The sequence below is a fragment of the Caproicibacterium amylolyticum genome (assembly GCF_014467055.1).
Lineage (GTDB): Bacteria > Bacillota > Clostridia > Oscillospirales > Acutalibacteraceae > Caproicibacterium > Caproicibacterium amylolyticum.
Genome location: NZ_CP060696.1, coordinates 1,629,193 through 1,646,654, shown reverse-complemented (window position 1 = coordinate 1,646,654; position 17,462 = coordinate 1,629,193). Strand labels below are relative to the sequence as shown.

At 43.5% G+C, this 17,462-nt stretch carries 18 protein-coding genes; 14 read left to right on the top strand and 4 right to left on the bottom strand.

What is annotated here, in order from left to right; genetic code table 11:
- Window positions 1-66 precede the first annotated feature (66 nt).
- From asnB to H6X83_RS07840, 4 genes are all read left to right on the top strand, one after another.
- Window positions 67-1,902 carry an asparagine synthase (glutamine-hydrolyzing) gene (gene asnB / locus H6X83_RS07855; protein WP_212505953.1) on the top strand — a complete coding sequence of 612 codons (1,836 nt, stop codon included), beginning with the start codon at window positions 67-69 and terminating at the stop codon, window positions 1,900-1,902.
- Between the two features lie 176 nt (window positions 1,903-2,078).
- Window positions 2,079-2,315, top strand: a complete 237-nt coding sequence (locus H6X83_RS14795; RefSeq protein WP_212505952.1) for a hypothetical protein — start codon at window positions 2,079-2,081, stop codon at window positions 2,313-2,315.
- Window positions 2,315-2,641: a plasmid mobilization protein gene (locus H6X83_RS07845; RefSeq protein WP_212505951.1), complete on the top strand. Its 327-nt coding sequence runs from the start codon at window positions 2,315-2,317 to the stop codon at window positions 2,639-2,641. Before H6X83_RS14795 ends, H6X83_RS07845 begins: the two co-directional genes overlap by 1 nt.
- Window positions 2,642-2,737: 96 nt before the next feature.
- A complete protein-coding gene (locus tag H6X83_RS07840; protein ID WP_212505950.1) occupies window positions 2,738-3,469 on the top strand; it encodes a LytR/AlgR family response regulator transcription factor in 732 nt (243 codons plus the stop codon).
- 339 nt (window positions 3,470-3,808) lie between these two features.
- Here the strand turns inward: H6X83_RS07840 and H6X83_RS07835 are convergent.
- A protein-coding gene (locus tag H6X83_RS07835; protein ID WP_246419068.1) for an IS3 family transposase occupies window positions 3,809-4,959 on the bottom strand; the annotation gives its coding sequence in 2 pieces (ribosomal slippage) (window positions 3,809-4,701 and window positions 4,701-4,959; 1,152 coding nt in all).
- 38 nt (window positions 4,960-4,997) lie between these two features.
- Between H6X83_RS07835 and H6X83_RS07830 the strand changes: the two genes are divergently transcribed.
- The 10 genes from H6X83_RS07830 to H6X83_RS07785 all read left to right on the top strand — a co-directional run bounded on the left by H6X83_RS07830 (window position 4,998) and on the right by H6X83_RS07785 (window position 12,490).
- Window positions 4,998-6,089: a sensor histidine kinase gene (locus H6X83_RS07830; RefSeq protein WP_212505949.1), complete on the top strand. Its 1,092-nt coding sequence runs from the start codon at window positions 4,998-5,000 to the stop codon at window positions 6,087-6,089.
- 74 nt (window positions 6,090-6,163) lie between these two features.
- Window positions 6,164-6,769 (top strand): accessory gene regulator B family protein, encoded by a 606-nt coding sequence (locus H6X83_RS07825; RefSeq protein ID WP_212505948.1) that lies wholly within the window; start codon window positions 6,164-6,166, stop codon window positions 6,767-6,769.
- The gene (locus H6X83_RS07820; protein ID WP_212505947.1) at window positions 6,751-6,900 is read left to right on the top strand and encodes an AgrD family cyclic lactone autoinducer peptide; all 150 of its coding nucleotides are present in this window, start codon (window positions 6,751-6,753) and stop codon (window positions 6,898-6,900) included. The genes H6X83_RS07825 and H6X83_RS07820 overlap by 19 nt, the downstream gene beginning before the upstream one ends.
- A 121-nt stretch (window positions 6,901-7,021) precedes the next feature.
- A complete protein-coding gene (locus tag H6X83_RS07815) occupies window positions 7,022-7,438 on the top strand; it encodes a hypothetical protein (RefSeq protein WP_212505946.1) in 417 nt (138 codons plus the stop codon).
- 77 nt (window positions 7,439-7,515) lie between these two features.
- Complete coding sequence (locus H6X83_RS07810; protein WP_212505945.1) at window positions 7,516-8,385, top strand: hypothetical protein; 870 nt, start codon at window positions 7,516-7,518, stop codon at window positions 8,383-8,385.
- Complete coding sequence (locus H6X83_RS07805) at window positions 8,382-9,191, top strand: hypothetical protein (RefSeq protein WP_212505944.1); 810 nt, start codon at window positions 8,382-8,384, stop codon at window positions 9,189-9,191. Before H6X83_RS07810 ends, H6X83_RS07805 begins: the two co-directional genes overlap by 4 nt.
- Window positions 9,192-9,839, top strand: a complete 648-nt coding sequence (locus tag H6X83_RS07800) for an ABC transporter ATP-binding protein (protein ID WP_212505943.1) — start codon at window positions 9,192-9,194, stop codon at window positions 9,837-9,839.
- On the top strand, window positions 9,836-10,513 hold the full coding sequence (locus H6X83_RS07795; protein ID WP_212505942.1) for a hypothetical protein: 678 nt from the start codon (window positions 9,836-9,838) through the stop codon (window positions 10,511-10,513). The genes H6X83_RS07800 and H6X83_RS07795 overlap by 4 nt, the downstream gene beginning before the upstream one ends.
- A 696-nt stretch (window positions 10,514-11,209) precedes the next feature.
- Window positions 11,210-11,389, top strand: coding sequence for a hypothetical protein (locus tag H6X83_RS07790; protein WP_212505941.1), 180 nt, complete (start codon window positions 11,210-11,212; stop codon window positions 11,387-11,389).
- Window positions 11,390-11,800: 411 nt separating this feature from the next.
- Window positions 11,801-12,490 (top strand): asparagine synthase-related protein, encoded by a 690-nt coding sequence (locus H6X83_RS07785; protein WP_212505940.1) that lies wholly within the window; start codon window positions 11,801-11,803, stop codon window positions 12,488-12,490.
- 302 nt (window positions 12,491-12,792) lie between these two features.
- Here H6X83_RS07785 and H6X83_RS07780 read toward each other — a convergent pair whose 3' ends face one another.
- Genes H6X83_RS07780 through H6X83_RS07770 form a run of 3 tightly spaced genes read right to left on the bottom strand, consistent with a single transcriptional unit; the run spans window position 12,793 to window position 16,918 of the window.
- Complete coding sequence (locus H6X83_RS07780; protein ID WP_212505939.1) at window positions 12,793-13,455, bottom strand: NAD-binding protein; 663 nt, start codon at window positions 13,453-13,455, stop codon at window positions 12,793-12,795.
- Window positions 13,456-13,467: 12 nt separating this feature from the next.
- Window positions 13,468-14,118, bottom strand: a complete 651-nt coding sequence (locus H6X83_RS07775; protein WP_212505938.1) for a potassium channel family protein — start codon at window positions 14,116-14,118, stop codon at window positions 13,468-13,470.
- A 1-nt stretch (window position 14,119) separates the two neighbouring features.
- A complete protein-coding gene (locus H6X83_RS07770) occupies window positions 14,120-16,918 on the bottom strand; it encodes a cation-translocating P-type ATPase (RefSeq protein ID WP_212505937.1) in 2,799 nt (932 codons plus the stop codon).
- Window positions 16,919-17,462 lie beyond the last annotated feature (544 nt).

Here is a 17,462-nt window from a genome sequence, read left to right as displayed (position 1 = left end):
GCACATGCAGAATCCTTTGCGCATATTCTGTCAAAGAACCATGATGCTGAAAGGGGTTTTACGAATATGTGTGGAATTGCCGGATGGATTGATACACAGCGGTATCTGCCAGACCAGCAGACCGTGTTGGATGCTATGTCCAAAACACTGGAGCGCCGTGGGCCGGATGATCACGGGCAATATGTGGAAGCAAATGCAAGTTTGCTGCACCGTCGGCTGGCGGTAGTTGACCCGGAAAACGGCCGTCAGCCAATGATCGCAGAGACCGGAGAAGAGATTTATGTTTTGGTTTACAATGGCGAACTGTACAACACAGATGATCTGCGCCGACGCTTGGAAAAGATCGGCTGTGAATTCCATTCTCACAGCGATACAGAAGTACTCTTGAACGCCTATGTGATGTGGGGTGATGCCTGTTTAGAAGATCTGAACGGGATTTTTGCCTTTGCTGTATGGGAAAAAAACAGCCGCAGGCTGTTTGCGGCGCGCGACAGGATGGGTGTAAAGCCTTTCTATTATTATGAATATCCGGATGGGTTAATTTTCGGCTCAGAAATCAAAGCACTGCTTGCGAATCCGCTTGTGGCTCCGGATGTGGATGCAGAGGGACTGAATCAGATATTCCTGCTGGGTCCCGGTGCGATACCAGGGCATGCGGTTTACCGCGGTATGAGAGAGCTGGCACCAGGGTACAGCCTTTCTTATCAGCCAGCAGTGGGTGTTAAGGTGCACCGTTGGTGGAAGCTGACAGCACAGGAACATACGGAAGATGAAAATACAACAGTTGAGCATGTACGCAGTTTACTGACCGACAGTATCCGCCGTCAGCTGGTTTCAGATGTACCGTTGTGCACACTGCTTTCGGGTGGATTGGATAGCTCCATTATCTCAGCAGTGGCAGCGAGGGAGTACCATGAGCAAGGTCGGCAGTTGACAACGTATTCTGTAGATTATATTGATAACGCCAAGTATTTCCAGCGCAATTTGTTTCAGCCTGCACCGGATAGTGAATTTATTGGGGAAATGGTGGATGCTATCGGTTCCAATCACCGAAATATAGTGCTGGATAATGCAGCGCAGGCAGATGCCTTGTTGGATGCGGTGCGTGCGCGGGACTATCCGGGTATGGCAGATATTGATTCTTCACTGCTGTTGTTCTGCCGCGCAATCAAACCGGATTATACCGTAGGACTTTCAGGGGAATGTGCAGATGAAATTTTCGGTGGATATCCTTGGTATCATCGGGAAGAAATCCTATTTGAGGATACATTCCCATGGTCACGTTCCGTAGACCTGCGCCGAAGTATTCTGCAGCCGGATGTGCTGAAAGGCGACAGTGCAGAGTATGTACGTGCAGAGTACCTAAAAACACTGGCAGATACCGAAAAGCTTCCGGGCGAAGGCAAGAAGGAAGCGCGGATGCGGGAAATGTTTCGGCTCAATACCGATTGGTTTATGCAGACGCTGCTGACCCGCAAAGATCGGATGTCTATGTACAGTGGTGTTGAAATGCGTGTGCCGTTCTGTGACCATCGTCTGGTAGAGTACGCCTACAACCTGCCGTGGGAATTAAAAAGTCTGCATGGCAGGGAAAAGGGTATTCTGCGCGAAGCGTTCAGCGATATTTTGCCAGAACGGATTGCTTGGCGGAAAAAGAGCCCGTATCCGCGCACGTTTAGCCCAGCATACTTTGACCGTGTGATGGCGCTGTTTTTGCAGGCAATGGAGGAGGGGAGTCCTCTAAAGGATATGCTGGACTTCGACCGGCTGCGCGAGTTAGCAGAGCATCCGGACGATTTGAAAGAGCCATGGTACGGTCAGCTCATGCGAGTGCCGCAGATTTTCGCTTATCTTTTGCAGATTCATTGGTGGATGAAAGAGAACCACGTGCGGATTGTATAGTGCTTTGAAAATAATTCTATAAGGCAACACCGCACAAAAAAGTGTGCAGTAAATGCGGTGAAGTGGTAAATTACAGTTATGAATAAACAAATGAGTTTGTCGGCACTAAGCGATGAACTGGCGACAACGTCCATGACGTTACCGCGACGCCAAAACTGCTTACTGGAGAAGGAACCGTGGTGTATGGTGACAGCGGCAACCTTGGTGCTGACAAACGAGAGGATGCTGTCAAAAAGAACAACTCCTGCGATATTGAAAAGCAGGATACCGAAGTCTGCATAAGCAGACTGCCCGCGCAAAGAGAAATTGAAAATCGTCCACGCTGTTTGCCATTATGGGCAGATGGCGTGGATTTTTGTATGCCATTGTGCGGTGTTGCCTTAGATACAAATAAACCAAAAAGGAGAAAATGATGGCTGAGAATAAAACGAAAAACCGAGCATTTCTCGTAAGGTTTACAGACGAAGAATTACAGCTTGTGAAAAGGAATATGGGGATTGTAGGTATCCAAAATCGGGAAGCCTATATTCGCAAAATGTCTATAGATGGCTTCATCATCAAGAAGAATTATGGTCTGTTACGGCAAATTCTTTATGAAATTCGTAAGCTGGGTGTCAACGTTAATCAGCTTGCACATATAGCCAATACATATAGTGAAGTGAATGGGCAGGATATTAAAAATTTGATGAATGGGGTTCATCAAATCTTAGAGTTGCAATCAAAATATTTTTTGCTGTAAAAGGACAATTCAACTTCCTAAATTACTTTGCGTATGCTTTTTTATTTGAATTCACCGTGCAATTTATGTTAAAATTTAACATGAGGTGAATAGGAATTGGAAAAAGAAGAGACTCTGCGATTCGCGATTTGTGATGATGAGCGAGCTTATCAGGAACGATTACAGGAAGCAACGAAAGCATATATGGCAGAGCACGGCATTCCTTACATACTTGATGTCTTTGCAAGTGGCGAAGAACTGCTTGCAAGTGAAACAATATATGGCATGATCCTGCTGGATGTGCAGCTTACTGGTATGGACGGAATGCAGGTGGCTATGAAGGTCAAAGCGGCCAGCCCAGATACAATGATTATTTTCATTTCCAGCTTCGTGCAGTATGCATCACTGGGTTATCAAAGTGCGATTCGGTACATTTTGAAGTCGCAGTTGGATGAATATTTTGCAGAGAGTCTGGATGCCGCAATCAGCCAACTTTATTTGCAATCGGATACGGTTCCGATACGTTACGGCAAAAAAGCAGTAGAGGTTCCGCTAAAAGAAATTCTGTATTTTGAAAGCAATAAGCGAATTGTAGAGTTGCATTTTGAATCAGAGGGAAAAAAAAGATTTCCAGATCAATGCTACGGCAAACTTGAAGAATACGCGGAGCTGCTGCGAGGCAATAATTTCTTTCAGTGCCACAAAAGTTTTCTGGTGAACCTGAAAAAAGTGGAATGTCTGCAGCAGGAAGCATTTTTAATGCGAAATGGTGATCAGGTGCCAATCAGCCGCAGACTGTCACAGAACACAAAACTCGCCTACAATCAATTTCTAATAAAGAATGGGTGATATTAATGTTACAAACATTTTTGTGTGACCAGATTCCGTCTCTTTTGGAGGGAATTTGGATGGTACTGTTTTTCAACACGCAGATGAAAATTAAAATAAAAAGGGAATGGGCTGTGTAGATTGGAATACCGCTGACATTGACAGTGATTTCTTATGTTATGTATATGTATAATGTAAATTCAATCTTTCCCAAAATGTTGATTGTGTACGGAGTAACCATTGCTTTGGAAGTCTTTTGCTATGACAGTTCAGTTTTAAAAAAAATATTTGTTGGTTTGATTTGAACTATAGTCAAGTAAGTAGACACAATAATTAGGGAAAACATACTGGAAACAGGAATTAAGCCTGATTCCAGAACAGTTCTTCTTTCTCGTTAGGTGTTAGCATTCGAAGAGAGCCATGAGGCCTTCTTGAGTTATAGTATCCTTCAATATATTGGAATATGGACAACTGTAATTCCTGTAGGGAGTGATAAGCTTTCCTGTTGGTTTCTTCTTTTTTTAGATATTTGAAGAAACTTTCACAGCAAGCATTATCAAAAGGATAGCCCTTTTTGGAAAATGATTGCACAACATTAAGAGAATCTAGAAGCTGTCGAAATGAAAAAGCAGTATACTGAGATCCTCGATCAGAATGAAACATAAGTCCAGAAGGGCAGTTTCTTCTATCATAAGCTTTTTTGAACGCAGTCATGACGAGGTCGACATCTGGCTTGCCTGATATGTTCCAGGAGATGACTTTGCGAGAAAATAAATCCATTACAATACAAAGATAATACCATTTGCCGGCAACTTTGATGTATGTGAAATCACTTGCCCAGACAATGTTTGGAGTTTGCTGATTGAACTCCTGGTGAAGGTGGTTGGTACACTCGCCGTTGTCCCGATGCTTATAATTTTTATAAGGTTTTTCGGTGGACATCCGTGGAAGTTTTAGAGTCCTCATCAGTCGGTACACTCGTCCGACACTGATGTTAATGCCATAATCACGCTGGAGAACATAGGTAATCTTGTAAGCTCCAAGACGTTTGTTATAATCTGCATAGATTTTAAGAATAAGCTTTGCAATCGTTTGATTGTCTTTTGTACGATCAGCCGGTTCGGTGTTGTAATGCTTATAGTAAGTACTTCGATTAACGCCAAGAACCTTACAAAGGAGCTTGATATTGTGTTGGAAACGGAGCTTATGAATAGCTTCTAATCGTTGTTTGAGTGTGGCGTGAAGATGGCAATCGCTTTTTTTAGTATAAGGAGTTCCTCCTCAAGCTGAGCATTACGCTTTTGGAGGTCTTTGACCTGCTTAGCAGTTAGTATTTCGCCATCATCCGTTTCGACGATTGAGTATTGTTTAATCCAACGGCCAAGTGCGGTGATAGAAACGCCATACTCTTTACAGAGTGCTGCTTGTGATTTGCCGCCAGATTGATAAAGGTTGACGAGAGTTCGTTTGAAATCTTCGTCATATCGGGTTCCGGTTTTACCAGTGGACATGAGTAAGTGCCTCCTTTTGGGTGTCTACTTAATTATAATTGATAGTTACTTCAGGTGTCCACTTATTTAATATAGATCCAATTTCCAATCCACTGTTGGGAACATTTGATATTTTTGGAATTTGTGCTTTTCAGGCAATAACAGGTGCAAGTATCGAGGCAATTTCAAGCAGTACAGCGGTAGCAATTATTACCAAAGTATTTGCAATTGCAGCGGTATTGCTGTTTAGCTTTGCTGTTAAAAAAGGTCAGCGCAGCTGCCAACTGGAGAAAAAAGAGTGGATTCTGCTAATTTTGTTTGTGGGACTAATCTTGTTCGTCATGGTCAACCTTGTTCGCATCGACTTAATAGAGAAATCATTTTCGCAGATGGATGTTTTAAACGAGCTGGCACTGTTTGTACTGCTTTGCCTTGTCTTTTATATCATCCAAAGTTTGTCCTACCGGCATGCGTTGGAACAGGATAAGACGCTGCTTCAACAGCAAGTTGAGGAAGAAGAACGTGGTGTGCAGGCACTTACAGAAACGCATCAGGCAATTCGCAGCCTATCCCATGACTTTCGTGACCATTTGGTTTGTGTACAGGAATATTTAAAGCATAATGATGTGCATGCAGCGGTGCAGTATTTGGACTCTATTTCCCTGAAAGCAGACCACGAGATTTTGCCTCTGCATACCAACAATATAGCAATAGATGCAATTCTGAATGAAAAATATTTAGTGGGTGTAAAAAGCGGAATTTCCTTTCAATACGCGGTCGGTGATTTGTCACAGATGCCACTGGAAGATATTGATGTGGTGACAATTTTGGCAAATGCTTTGAACAATGCGATAGAAGTGTGTGGAAAGCTACATGGGGAAAAGAAAATCTTTATCCAGATGGGCAGTATGGGCGGTCAATTTATTATTTCAGTTAAAAACCCCGTAGAACAACTTGTGAAAATCCATAATAATCAGATTGCAACAACAAAGAAAGATAAATTTCGCCATGGCGTTGGGCTAACGAATGTGCAGATGGTTGTCGACAAATATCACGGGGATTTATTCCTATCTTGTAATGAAAACAGATTTGAATTTTTAGCGTCTTTTGCAGATTATTCAATAAAAAATATACCAGTTATTACATTTTAGCTACCAGTTATTACAATATGGCTTGAAAATGAAGAAATTGGTGATATAATGTTGGAAAATAAAGGAATGAAAAAATGAAGCTGAAAGCATGGTATAAAAAACTTGCAGATGCACTTGAGCCGAAAACGTTTCGTACAGAAGATGAAAAAGAAATCTACCAATATGGCATTTCACTTTTAATTGGTGGTGTCACCACATTCACATTAGCGCTGCTGATTAGCATTCCGTTTCACCGTACCGCAAATACAATTATTTTTTTACTTTCTTTTCTTATCCTTCGTAAAATGACAAGTGGCGTGCATTCAGCTTCCTCTACTGCGTGTTTTATCAGTTCTCAAATGTTATGCTTGACTGCGGTAAATCTATTGGCACCTCTGCTGCAAAGACTCACCGGATGGTATCTGGTAGCTTTCCTCCTCTTTTCCGGTATCTACATTTTCATTTTTGCTCCGATTCGGCATATCAATCTGGAGTTGAATGCTGAGGAAATTCGGGTATTGCATACAAGGTCGGTCATTGTATTTGCTATTGAATCCGGCAGTTTTTTAGCGCTTTACTTTGGCTTCCACGAGAGGGACAAATCATTCGATATACTTACTGCAATTCTATTGACGGTTATTCTCATGATAGCCGCAAAATTATTTCATCAGGAGGTTTCAAAATGGAAAAGGAAAACGTAAGCAAAGCAGCAATGAAAGAAAAGTTTGCAGATTTGGTTATTCGTTCTACAAACAGTAGTGCTCATTGCGTTTGTTGGATTTTGTACCAGCCCAAGCGTCCTAAAGCGCTAAAGCATAAGTCAGAAAAGTAGAAGAAGTGAGCTTCGCTTGTAAACTGCCTGTGTTTTTCAACGGCCGAAAAAAGATAGGTGGCTTTAAATATTATTTACGTGTTCGAAAATAAAACCATGATGTGAAAAGGAGCGATACATAATGAATGGAAAGAAATCAAAGGTGTCCGGCATTGCAGCAACTATTGGGGCAGTAGCCCTTATGGCGAGTATGGCGGCTCCGGCGTTTGCAAGTTCAACAAATTATTGGTCCAGAAATTTGTATCCACTTTCTGCGGAAACACATATTACAAGCGGGCAAATTTCGGGGAATAATGCTGGAACATACAGCGTTTGGGTTGACAATATTCAAGAAGGCCAAGCTTATCTTTGGGCAGCAGCGAGTAATGGTTCCTCAATAGGTTACGTTACAAAACTCCCTAAGAACAGTGGTGGAACCGGTTCCACTTTGAGTTATTTTAGTAAGCAATCACATGGAGCAACAGTAAATCTTCGTGGAAAAGCTGTAGACCCCAAGGCATATTTTATTTATGCAACAGGTCGTGTCAACTTTGGATAATTAAATCCATATTTCGAGTCGAAGTAAAGGGAATTTTCATTCCTCTTACTTCCTTGTTTTTTAAGGAGGAATTTTATGTGAGGAAAATATTAAAATTACAGTTTCACAATATGCTGCGGGGGAAGTCGTTCTATTTTGCGATGCTGCTTATGTGCGGTATAACGACTGTCTTTATTTTGCAGGTCATATTTTCTTTCAAAAACCAAGATCAAGTGTTGATGCGTCCGGCGTGGTATTTGTGGTATGGAAACGCAATTAAGATTGAGCCAAACACAGGAAACACATGGGATTATGTTACGTTTCTTGGCATGATAGGGCTTTTATTTATCCCCTTTGTGGCGGCGCTGGGCTATGGTGCCAGTTACTACGATGGCCTGAAAACCGGAACTGTCAAAAGCATTTTATCTCGAGCACCGCAAAAAGAATACCTTGTATCCGGAGCGTTGGTTACCTTCATTGGTGCGTTCTTTGTTATTTTGATTCCATATGTATTTGAACAAATTATATTGTTGATTTTATGTGCGGGTGCCCCGCTGCAGAATCCTTATATAACGCCAATTGTAGACAATTGGGGATACTGGATTGATGTGCCGAAGTTTCTTTGGCCGCTGCAAATGAACCACCCGATTTTATTTAACCTGCTTTGTTGTCTGAATCCCGCCATGGTCGGCGGTGCCTTTGCTGTCCTTTCTTTTTCTATTTCGCTATTTTGGCATAAAAATCGATTCTTGGTACTCACGCTGCCTGGTATTTTGCTTTGGCTTTTGGTGGACTATCTTATCGGAATGACGCATTTGCAGGGAAAGGTGTTATCATTTTCTTCCTTAGTACAATTCTTAACGGGCACTTCGTATGTCCTTTGGCCGGTTTATGTGATTGTCCTGCTGCTAATCAGTAGCTTTTTAATATATCTAAAGTGTCGTGTAAAAAAGGATGTGCTGGAATGAAGCGAAAAAAGCTGCTGAGCCGTCTATTGTATTGCATCCTTGCGATTCTGGCCTTTTTTCTGCTTCTGCATCAACAGGGGAGCATGCCACTGGATAAGCATATGGATACCTATTTTTTGCAGGTGTTTGGTGGTGTGCGGGCAGATACCACAGATACTTCGGTTATCCTGAGCATTTTCTTTTATAACATTCCGTGGATTTTGTTTTTGTATGTATTTGCACCGCTTTTCCAAAAAGACTTTGAGGTGCAGTATGTGTATGTGTTTACGCGCATTGGCAGTAAACAGAAGTGGCTGCTGCAAAAGACAACCCAACTGTTTTTGCAGATTTTTGTTTCGTGGGGATTACTTTTTGCGGCGGCCTTTGCGTTTGGTGCGGGGTTTGGATTTGCACTGCGCGGACCGGCACTACTGTATATTCAGCTTTTTGCATTGCAGGTGCTTGGAATTTTTACGCTGTCTTTTGCACAAAATCTGCTTTCTATAAAAATGGGCATTACACAATCGTATATCGTTACACTTTGCTGTTATGCGCTGGCAATTATGGTAGGTGTTCTGCTGTATCAAAATGCCAATGTAACAGGTTGGCTTTTCCCACTGCTTCCGACGGCGGGGCAGATGCTGCTTTGGCACGCAGACGCTGCAGTTTTGCCGGAAACGCTGGCTGTATTTTTCGCGGGTGCCGCTGGATTTCAGGTTTGGAAAAGTATTGCGGTAGATTTAATATATATTGTTGTACTATATGTGGGGACAGCATTTTACCTGCAAAAAGCAGATTTGATTGATTTCATCAAGGAGGAAAACTGAATGTTAGCAGTCGATATGCATGATTATACAAAAATTATAAAGAAACGCGAAATTCTAAAGAATGTCAATCTGCAGTTGGAAGCGGGCGGCATCTATGGACTGTATGGGCACAACGGTTCCGGCAAATCTATGTTGATGCGCGCAATTTCTGGACTGATTATGCCAACCAGCGGGTCGGTTTCAGTATTTGGCAAAGAGGTTGGGAAAGAAATTCCGTTTCCTGATGAGATGGGTTTAATTATTGAAAATGTGGGATTTTGGCCGCATTACACAGGATTTGAAAATTTAAAGGCACTTGCTTCTATTCGCGGTAAACTTACAGATGGGGAAATACGAGATGTGATAGCCCGCGTGGGGCTTGACCCAATGGATAAGCGTGCTTATCGGAAATATTCACTGGGAATGAAACAGCGGCTTGGTATTGCACAGGCGGTCATGGAGCAGCCGAAACTACTGCTGCTGGATGAGCCAACCAACGCGCTGGATGAAGATGGTGTAGCACTGGTACGCAAAATTATCCGAGAAGAAAACGACCGCGGTGCCACAGTTATTTTGGCAAGCCATAATCAGGAGGATTTAACCAGTTTATGTGCCAAATTTTATAAAATGAATGATGGCGTCCTGAAAGAGGAGGCGCTGCAGGCATGAAAAAAAGATGGTATTTCATACCTGCTGCCCTTCTATGTGTGTGTGTCGTTCTTGCCTTTGCAGTGCGGACAACTTACACAGACACGAGCGCACAGAGAGGACAGTTTGATTATATGTGTTCGACTACTTTGCAGCCAACGTTGGATACTTTAAAGGTAAAGGAAGCGTCAGATATGCCGGAAAAGCTAATCCAGGGTGCAGACTTGATTGTGCAGGTAAAGTTTGACGGTGACCGCGTATTCAGCAGTGATGCGTTTTTTTCGATTGTCAAAGTTACGAGGGTCTACAAAGGGTCACAGAGCTTTCAGGGAAAAGATTTGAGAATTGTTGAAGCAATCAGTTATTTTTCATTTGCGAAGTCTTTGAATGCGGGAAACAGCTTTTCTATTCCGCTGCAAAAAGGAGACGAGTATCTGCTGCTTCTGAAAAAAGTACCGTTCCAGTCGTCAAGAAAGTTGACGGATTTTCAGAAAAATCAATATTATCCTTACACCCAGAGTGCGTTTGGTGCGTTTCGTATGGCGCAGGAAAAACAAACGAAGCTGTTCAGTGAAAATGACAAACTTACGTTGGATACACTGCAGGGTTATGATGTCCCTGCAGGCGACAAGAAGTCACTGGACGCTTATTATCAGGTAAAAGAAAAAGTGATGCAGCTTTTGAAGATACAGTAGTTTAAAACGGGTAGATTTGAGAGTTTCTAAAGATGCAAGAAAGGAATGCTGTAAATATTATTTTTCAGCATTCCTTTCTTGCTTACAAGAGGTATTCCAAATATCCATTTGCAGGCACACATTATTGCGTCATTTTTATCTGCAATATGGATACATATTACAATAGCTGGCAAAAGATGATTCAAGCTGGAGCAAAACGAATATTCCCTGCACATGGGGCGCCCTTTTCTGTAGATAAATTGGTAGAGAATATGCGAAAAAACAAGTCGGATAACTTGGTTCAATATTAGTTCAATTTTGAGATAGGAAAGCGTACAATAAAGTTTGCAATTTGGTAAAAGTATAGAAAAGCCATTGGGGCTCCGGTAAAATGAATGGTGTCTAGACATTCAAAGAAAGAGTTGGTCCCAATGTAGTGGTTGTTGTGCTAAAGTAAAGTTGTAACACCTCAACCCAATAAGATATAATTATCGTAAAGGAAAGAGGAACAAACGATGGCAATGTTTATCAGATTCAATCTCGTGACGGTACCACTAGGAGATATTATTTTTCATATATTATTCTCTTAGCTTCAACAGTGCTGCTTGCACTTCTTTCAATAAAAATTTACAGTAGCGGTGTGATGAATTACGGCAACAGAATCACATTTAATAAGGCTTTCAGGATGATTCTGAAGAGCAGATAAGGAGTGATAATATGAAAAGCAAAGGTTTAACATGGCTTGTCGCAGTTATTCTGATAATGGTTATTATAATGCTTGTACTTCTGCTTATATCCGGTATTCATTCATTGAATAAAGGGGAAATAATAATTTCAGCTATTGCAGTAGTAATTGTATTCATTGCGCTAATTGCAACATTAATTTCTTTAAAGTAGAAAAAGAAATCATCATGCCGTATCAAAAACCGGGAAGTTAAAAATTCGTAAAATTGGATATTTTCAGAATTGGACTTTGTTCTTGCAAACTCGGATGACCCTGTTAGGTAATATATGAGGTTCATGTTCGTCGACCTGTAATTATGTCTCCAACTTCTTTCGAAATTTCGGAGACAAAGAAGTAGTGCAATCGGCTGCAATCAAAAGATTTCATAAAGTTGTTGTGGTCAAGCATTTTTGTACCATCATAATTATATATGCCTAGTTCGACATCATAAGATTTTTCTAGGTAGGCGCATTTTCTAATTAAGCAAAATTACTATCTATGAATTTAAAAATTGTAATTTCTGTAGCAATATAGACAAACCACTCTCCTGAAAACACAGTTGTTATCATGTGTGTGCTAATGAAATGTTTGGTGGATATCCTTGGTACTATCGGGAAGAAATCCTGTTTGAGGATACATTCCCGTGGTCACGTTCGGTTGATTTACGCAAGAGCATTTTGCAGCCGGATGTGCTCAAAGGGGACAGCGCGGAGTATGTGCGTGCAGAGTACCTGAGAACATTGCAAGATACCGAAAAATTGTCCGGCGAAAGCAAAAAAGAAGCGCGGATGCGCGAAATGTTCCGTCTGAATACTGACTGGTTTATGCAGACGCTGCTGACGCGCAAAGATCGGATGTCTATGTACAGTGGCGTGGAAATGCGTGTGCCCTTCTGTGACCACCGATTGGTGGAGTACGCGTATAATCTGCCGTGGGAGTTAAAGAGTCTGCACGGCAGGGAAAAGGGCGTCCTGCGCGAAGCGTTCAGCGATATTCTGCCTCAGCGTATTGCATGGCGAAAAAAGAGTCCGTATCCGCGCACGTTCAGTCCGGCCTACTTTGATCGTGTGATGGCGCTGCTTTTGCAGGCAATGGAGGAGGGAAGTCCGCTCAAGGATATGCTTGATTTTGACCGCCTGCGTGACCTTGCCGAGCATCCCGATGATTTGAAAGAGCCGTGGTACGGTCAGCTCATGCGTGTGCCGCAGATCTTTGCATATCTTTTGCAGATTCACTGGTGGATGAAAGAAAACCACGTGCGGATTGTACCATAAGCCAGGTGAATCAGCGGCTTTAAGCAGTGCTTTGAAAGTGGCAATATGAAAAGTAAAAGCATTCGAAAATCTGGATTGTTTCCGGCTCAGCTCAGGCGAAAGATAATTGTGAAAATTGACAACACGTTTCGGCAGGTTTCCTCATTTCAAAGACGATTCGGAATTGGGCCGCCAATTTCTTTTTTTGTGAAGAATAGGTGCCTATTCTAAAGCAAAAAGCCGGAGTAGCCAATACCTTTGGGTATGGTTACTCCGACTTTTTTATGGCCTGTTTTGTAAAAGTCCCTTTTGTAGACACTCTATCAGAAATTGAACAGTTCATTGATAACCGTCTGTGCTTTTTCGTCTGCTAGGGCAAGAACATCATCGCCGTCATTGATGACAGTGTCCCCACGGGGAATAAAGTTCTCTTTACCGCGGAAAATTGAAATAATGATTGCAGTATTCGGAATATCCAACTCACGAATCCGCTTACCGGCTGCTTTTGACTGTGAGCCAACATGGAACTGAATAATAGAGGCTTTACCACGGTTGATTTTTAGCAAAGTCATCATGTTCTTCATGTCGATTCCCTCAATAATCAAGTGCGCCATCAAATCGGCCTGATTGACACCGATATCCACGCCCATGCTGGAAGTAAACAGCCATGAGTTCTTCGGATTGTTGATGCGGGCAATCACGCGGGGAACACCGAACTCGAATTTTGCAATTGTGGAAGCGACCAAGTTAATCTCATCCTTATCCGTAATGGAAACAAATACATCGGCCGCAGCAATTCCAACCGACTCTAATACGCTGGGGTCGGTGCCGCTTCCTTTGACAATATATTCTTCAGGAAGGTCCTGCTGCAGTTTTTGGAAAACCTTATTGCGGTTCTCGATGACCTTGACGGAGCAATGATTATCCAACAGCAATTTGGCAAGATAGACTCCTGTGTAGCCTCCGCCGACAATGATAACATTCATCGTTTTTCCTCCTTAATCCAAGCCCAACAGGGTTTTCAGTCGTTTTGCAGAAGAGGCCAGCAAAGCAATATAAAGTACATCGTGCTTTTGCAAAGTCATTCCCTGAGACGGCATAAAAACCTTATTGCTGCGGCTGACCGCCACCACCTGTATTTCGCCGTACACTGTCAGCTCATTTATCGTTCTCCCTACCAGAAGTGCAGGCGTTTCTGCCCTGATAATTTCCACCTGACTGTCCCCGATTGTAAGGACACTGTCCAGTCTGTCATAACTGAGCATTTCCATGGCACGCTGAACCCCCCACGTGGTTGTGGAAAGAGTTTGAATCCCCAGACTGTGGTAAATTTCCGCTCTTCTTGGGTCATAAAGCCGGGATATCACGCGGGGTACCCTGTAAATGTCACGCGCGATTTTTCCAATCAAAGCATTGATTTCATCACTCTTACTGCAGGCAATAATAGCATCCGCATGGCTGATATTGGCTTTTTCCAGAATATCCCGGTCAAAACCAATTCCAGCAATAGTTTTACCCGAAAAATCCTTATCAAGCAGTTCAAAAGCATCCGCATTGCTGTCGATGATTGTAACCTGATTTCCTTTTCGGGTCAGAGCTTTTGCCAGCCCGGAGCCCAATTTACCGCATCCGACAATAATGACTCTCATGTTATTTTCCTCCATTTATTTTTTTGTTTCTGCGCGAAAAAAATTTTCTCAATTCATCCAGCGCTACAATTGGAATTGGGCAGCAGATCAGGTAAATCCAGTCAATTGGGTCAATAGGTGCAGTTTGGAAAACTCCCTGCAGGAACGGCACAAACATAATCGCACAGATTAAGAAAATCTCAAAGATGATGCCGAAGGTAATATGTCGGTTCGTAAACAGACCGGCCTTGAAGATAGACTGTTGTTCGGTGCGGGCACATTGCACAACGCCGATTTGGCAGAAAACAATGGATGCGAGCGCCATGGTCGTAGCCTGTTGGTATACTATGCCTGAACTTGCCAGCGGAGCGGACGGCCAGCCGTGCATGATATTGACAAAAAGATATCCGCCCATGGAGATGATGGCTTCTATCAGACCGTACCAGAAGAATGCAAGGGAAATGAGCCTTTTGTTCAGCAATGTTTCCTTTTTGGAACGCGGTGGACGGTCCATAATACCTTCCTCAGGCAATTCGGTGCCAAGGCCAAGAGCCGGAAGCATATCGGTACCGAGGTCGATGGAAAGAATCTGCATGACGGTCAGCGGCAGCGGGATACCACCCTTCGAGAATAAGAATGCAGCGGAAGGTACCGCTTCAGCCATATTACTGTTGAAGATATAAAGAAGGAATTTGCGGATATTGCTGTAGACTGCGCGGCCCTCTTTAATCGCCTTTACAATGGACGCAAAATTATCGTCAGTCAAAATCATTTCCGCAGCTTCTTTGGCGACATCTGTGCCGGACATGCCCATCGCAACGCCAATGTCGGCTTTCTTCAACGCTGGCGCGTCGTTCACACCGTCGCCGGTGACCGCCACAACATGGCCAAGCTCCTGAAGGGCCACGACAACCTGATATTTTTGTTCCGGAGCGACCCTTGCAAAAATCACTTCATCCCTGAGCGCTTCTTTCAGCTGTTCGTCCGACATTTTTTCCAGTTCGTTGCCCGCAATAATACGGGGATGGTCACCTGTAACAATGCCGATACGTTTGGCAATGCTCTCGGCGGTAAGGCCGTAATCGCCGGTAATCATGATAATGCGGATGTTTGCCTTGTGGCACTGCTCTACCGCGTCGGCAACTTCCGGGCGCGGGGGATCCATCATGGCAACAAGACCGATAAAGGTCATTTCCTGTTCAATCAGTTCCGGGGTATAAGCACTCATGGCAGCCGGCAGGTTGTCATTTTCTCCTAGATAACGGCAGGCAACAGCAAGGACGCGCAGGCCGTTCGCGGCATACTTATCATTCTCTTCCATGATTTTTGTGCGCTGTTCCTTGGTCATTTCAATCCGTTCGCCGTTTTTCAGTACGCTTGTGCAGAGTTCCATGACTTCTTTAGGCGCACCCTTGATGTACGCGATCCGCCGGCAACCGTTCACCGGCTTTTCCAGCTGATGAATTGTGCTCATTCGCTTCCTTCTCGAATCAAACGGCAGTTCTCTCAAGCGGGGCGTCAAAGACACTTGCTGTTTCAGGTCAATGCCTGCTTTCTGTGCAACGACGCCAAGGCAGGCCTCGGTCGGATCGCCTAGAACCGTATAATGGTCGTTTTCTTCGTTTGGTGGGAGCACGCGCGCATTGCTGCAAAGCGCGGCAGCTGAAAACAGCATTTTTAGATCAAGGTTGTCCGCAGCGGTTATTGGTTCTTCTCCAGCAAGGATTTTTCCCTCTGGAGCATAACCGAGACCTGTTACATCAAATTCCTGACCGGGCAGCCATGCGTGACAGACTGTCATTTCATTTTGCGTCAGTGTACCGGTTTTATCAGAGCAGATCACCGTCGTACAGCCAAGCGTTTCCACTGCGGAAAGACGTTTGACAAGAGCATGTTCCTTCGCCATTCGCTGTACTGCCATGGCAAGAGACAGCGTAACGGTAGGCAAGAGGCCTTCAGGAATGAATGCCACAATCATGCCCAGCGCGAATATGAAAGCCTGTGCAAAGGGCTGTTTGACGAAAAACAGCGCCGCTATGAAAAATACAACACCGATGCTGATGGCGATTCCTGAAATCTGCTTAGTAAGAATATCAAGTTCTTTCTGCAAAGGACTCTGTTCTTCTTTCGTCGTCTGCGTCAGACTGGCAATCTTGCCAAACTCGGTCTGCATGCCGATGGTTGTGACCACCGCCCGTGCGGTACCGCTGGCAACGCTTGTTCCCGCAAAGATCAGGTTGGGAATCTCGAAACGCGACAGGTCTTCCTTAACAATTGGATCGTGCATTTTTCGAACAGGATTGGATTCGCCGTTCAGGGTAGACTGGTTCACCTGCAAATCGTTGCTTGCCAGCAGCCGGGCATCCGCAGATATTTTGTCACCCTCTTCAACCAGCATAATATCACCGGGAACAAGGTCTTCCGCTGAAATTTGTGATTCCTTTCCGTCACGTATAACACGGGCATATGACGGCAGCATCTTTTTCAGTGCCTCAGTTGCCTTGCTGGCACGGAATTCCTGCCAGAAACTAAAAACGCCGTTAATAATGTTTACCAGCCAGATTGCGAAACCAAGCACCGGTGTTCCGGCGACGAACGCGATGAGGCCGCCAACCCACAGCAAAATCGCCATTAGGCTGACAAAGTTTGAAAGAAATACCAAAATGACCGGTTTTCCTTTTTTCTTGGCAAGTACGTTTCTGCCGTATTTTTGCTGTCTTTCACTAACCTGATTTGTGGAAAGCCCCATTGGTCCGGAATCCAGAAGCCTGCAAGCTTCCTCTTCACTGAGAGTGTGAATTGTTTCTACGGAATTGTTCATACAGAATTAAGCCCTCTTTAATTAATATTCTTGCAGATATATGATAAACTTTTATATTTTATATATAGTAGCCCAAAACTTTGTAAAATTCAAGGGTAGATTGATGATAGGTAAAAGTGGACGACATACTGTCTTACTGTATTGGTAAATTAGCAGCAGATACCAGCAAAAATCATGACTTGTATGTGTAATAATCAGATTCCGCAATCATCTGGTTATTACACTTATTCCTTGATGTACAAGCACGTTGCAGGCGTGGTTTAGATAACTTTTTATCAACACAGACGTTGTTATCATGTATGCGCAGATGAAAGTTTCGACGGATACCCGTGGTACCATAGGAAAGAAATCCTGTTTGAGGATACATTCCCATAGTCGCGTTCCGTTGATTCGTGTAAAAGTACTCTGCAGCCGGATGTACTCAAAAGGGACAGCGCCGGTTATGTGTGTGCGGAATACTTAAAAACAAGCAATGATATTGAAAAACTGTCAGGCGAAAGCAAAAAAGATGCGCGCATGCAGGAAATGTTTCGGCTCAATACCG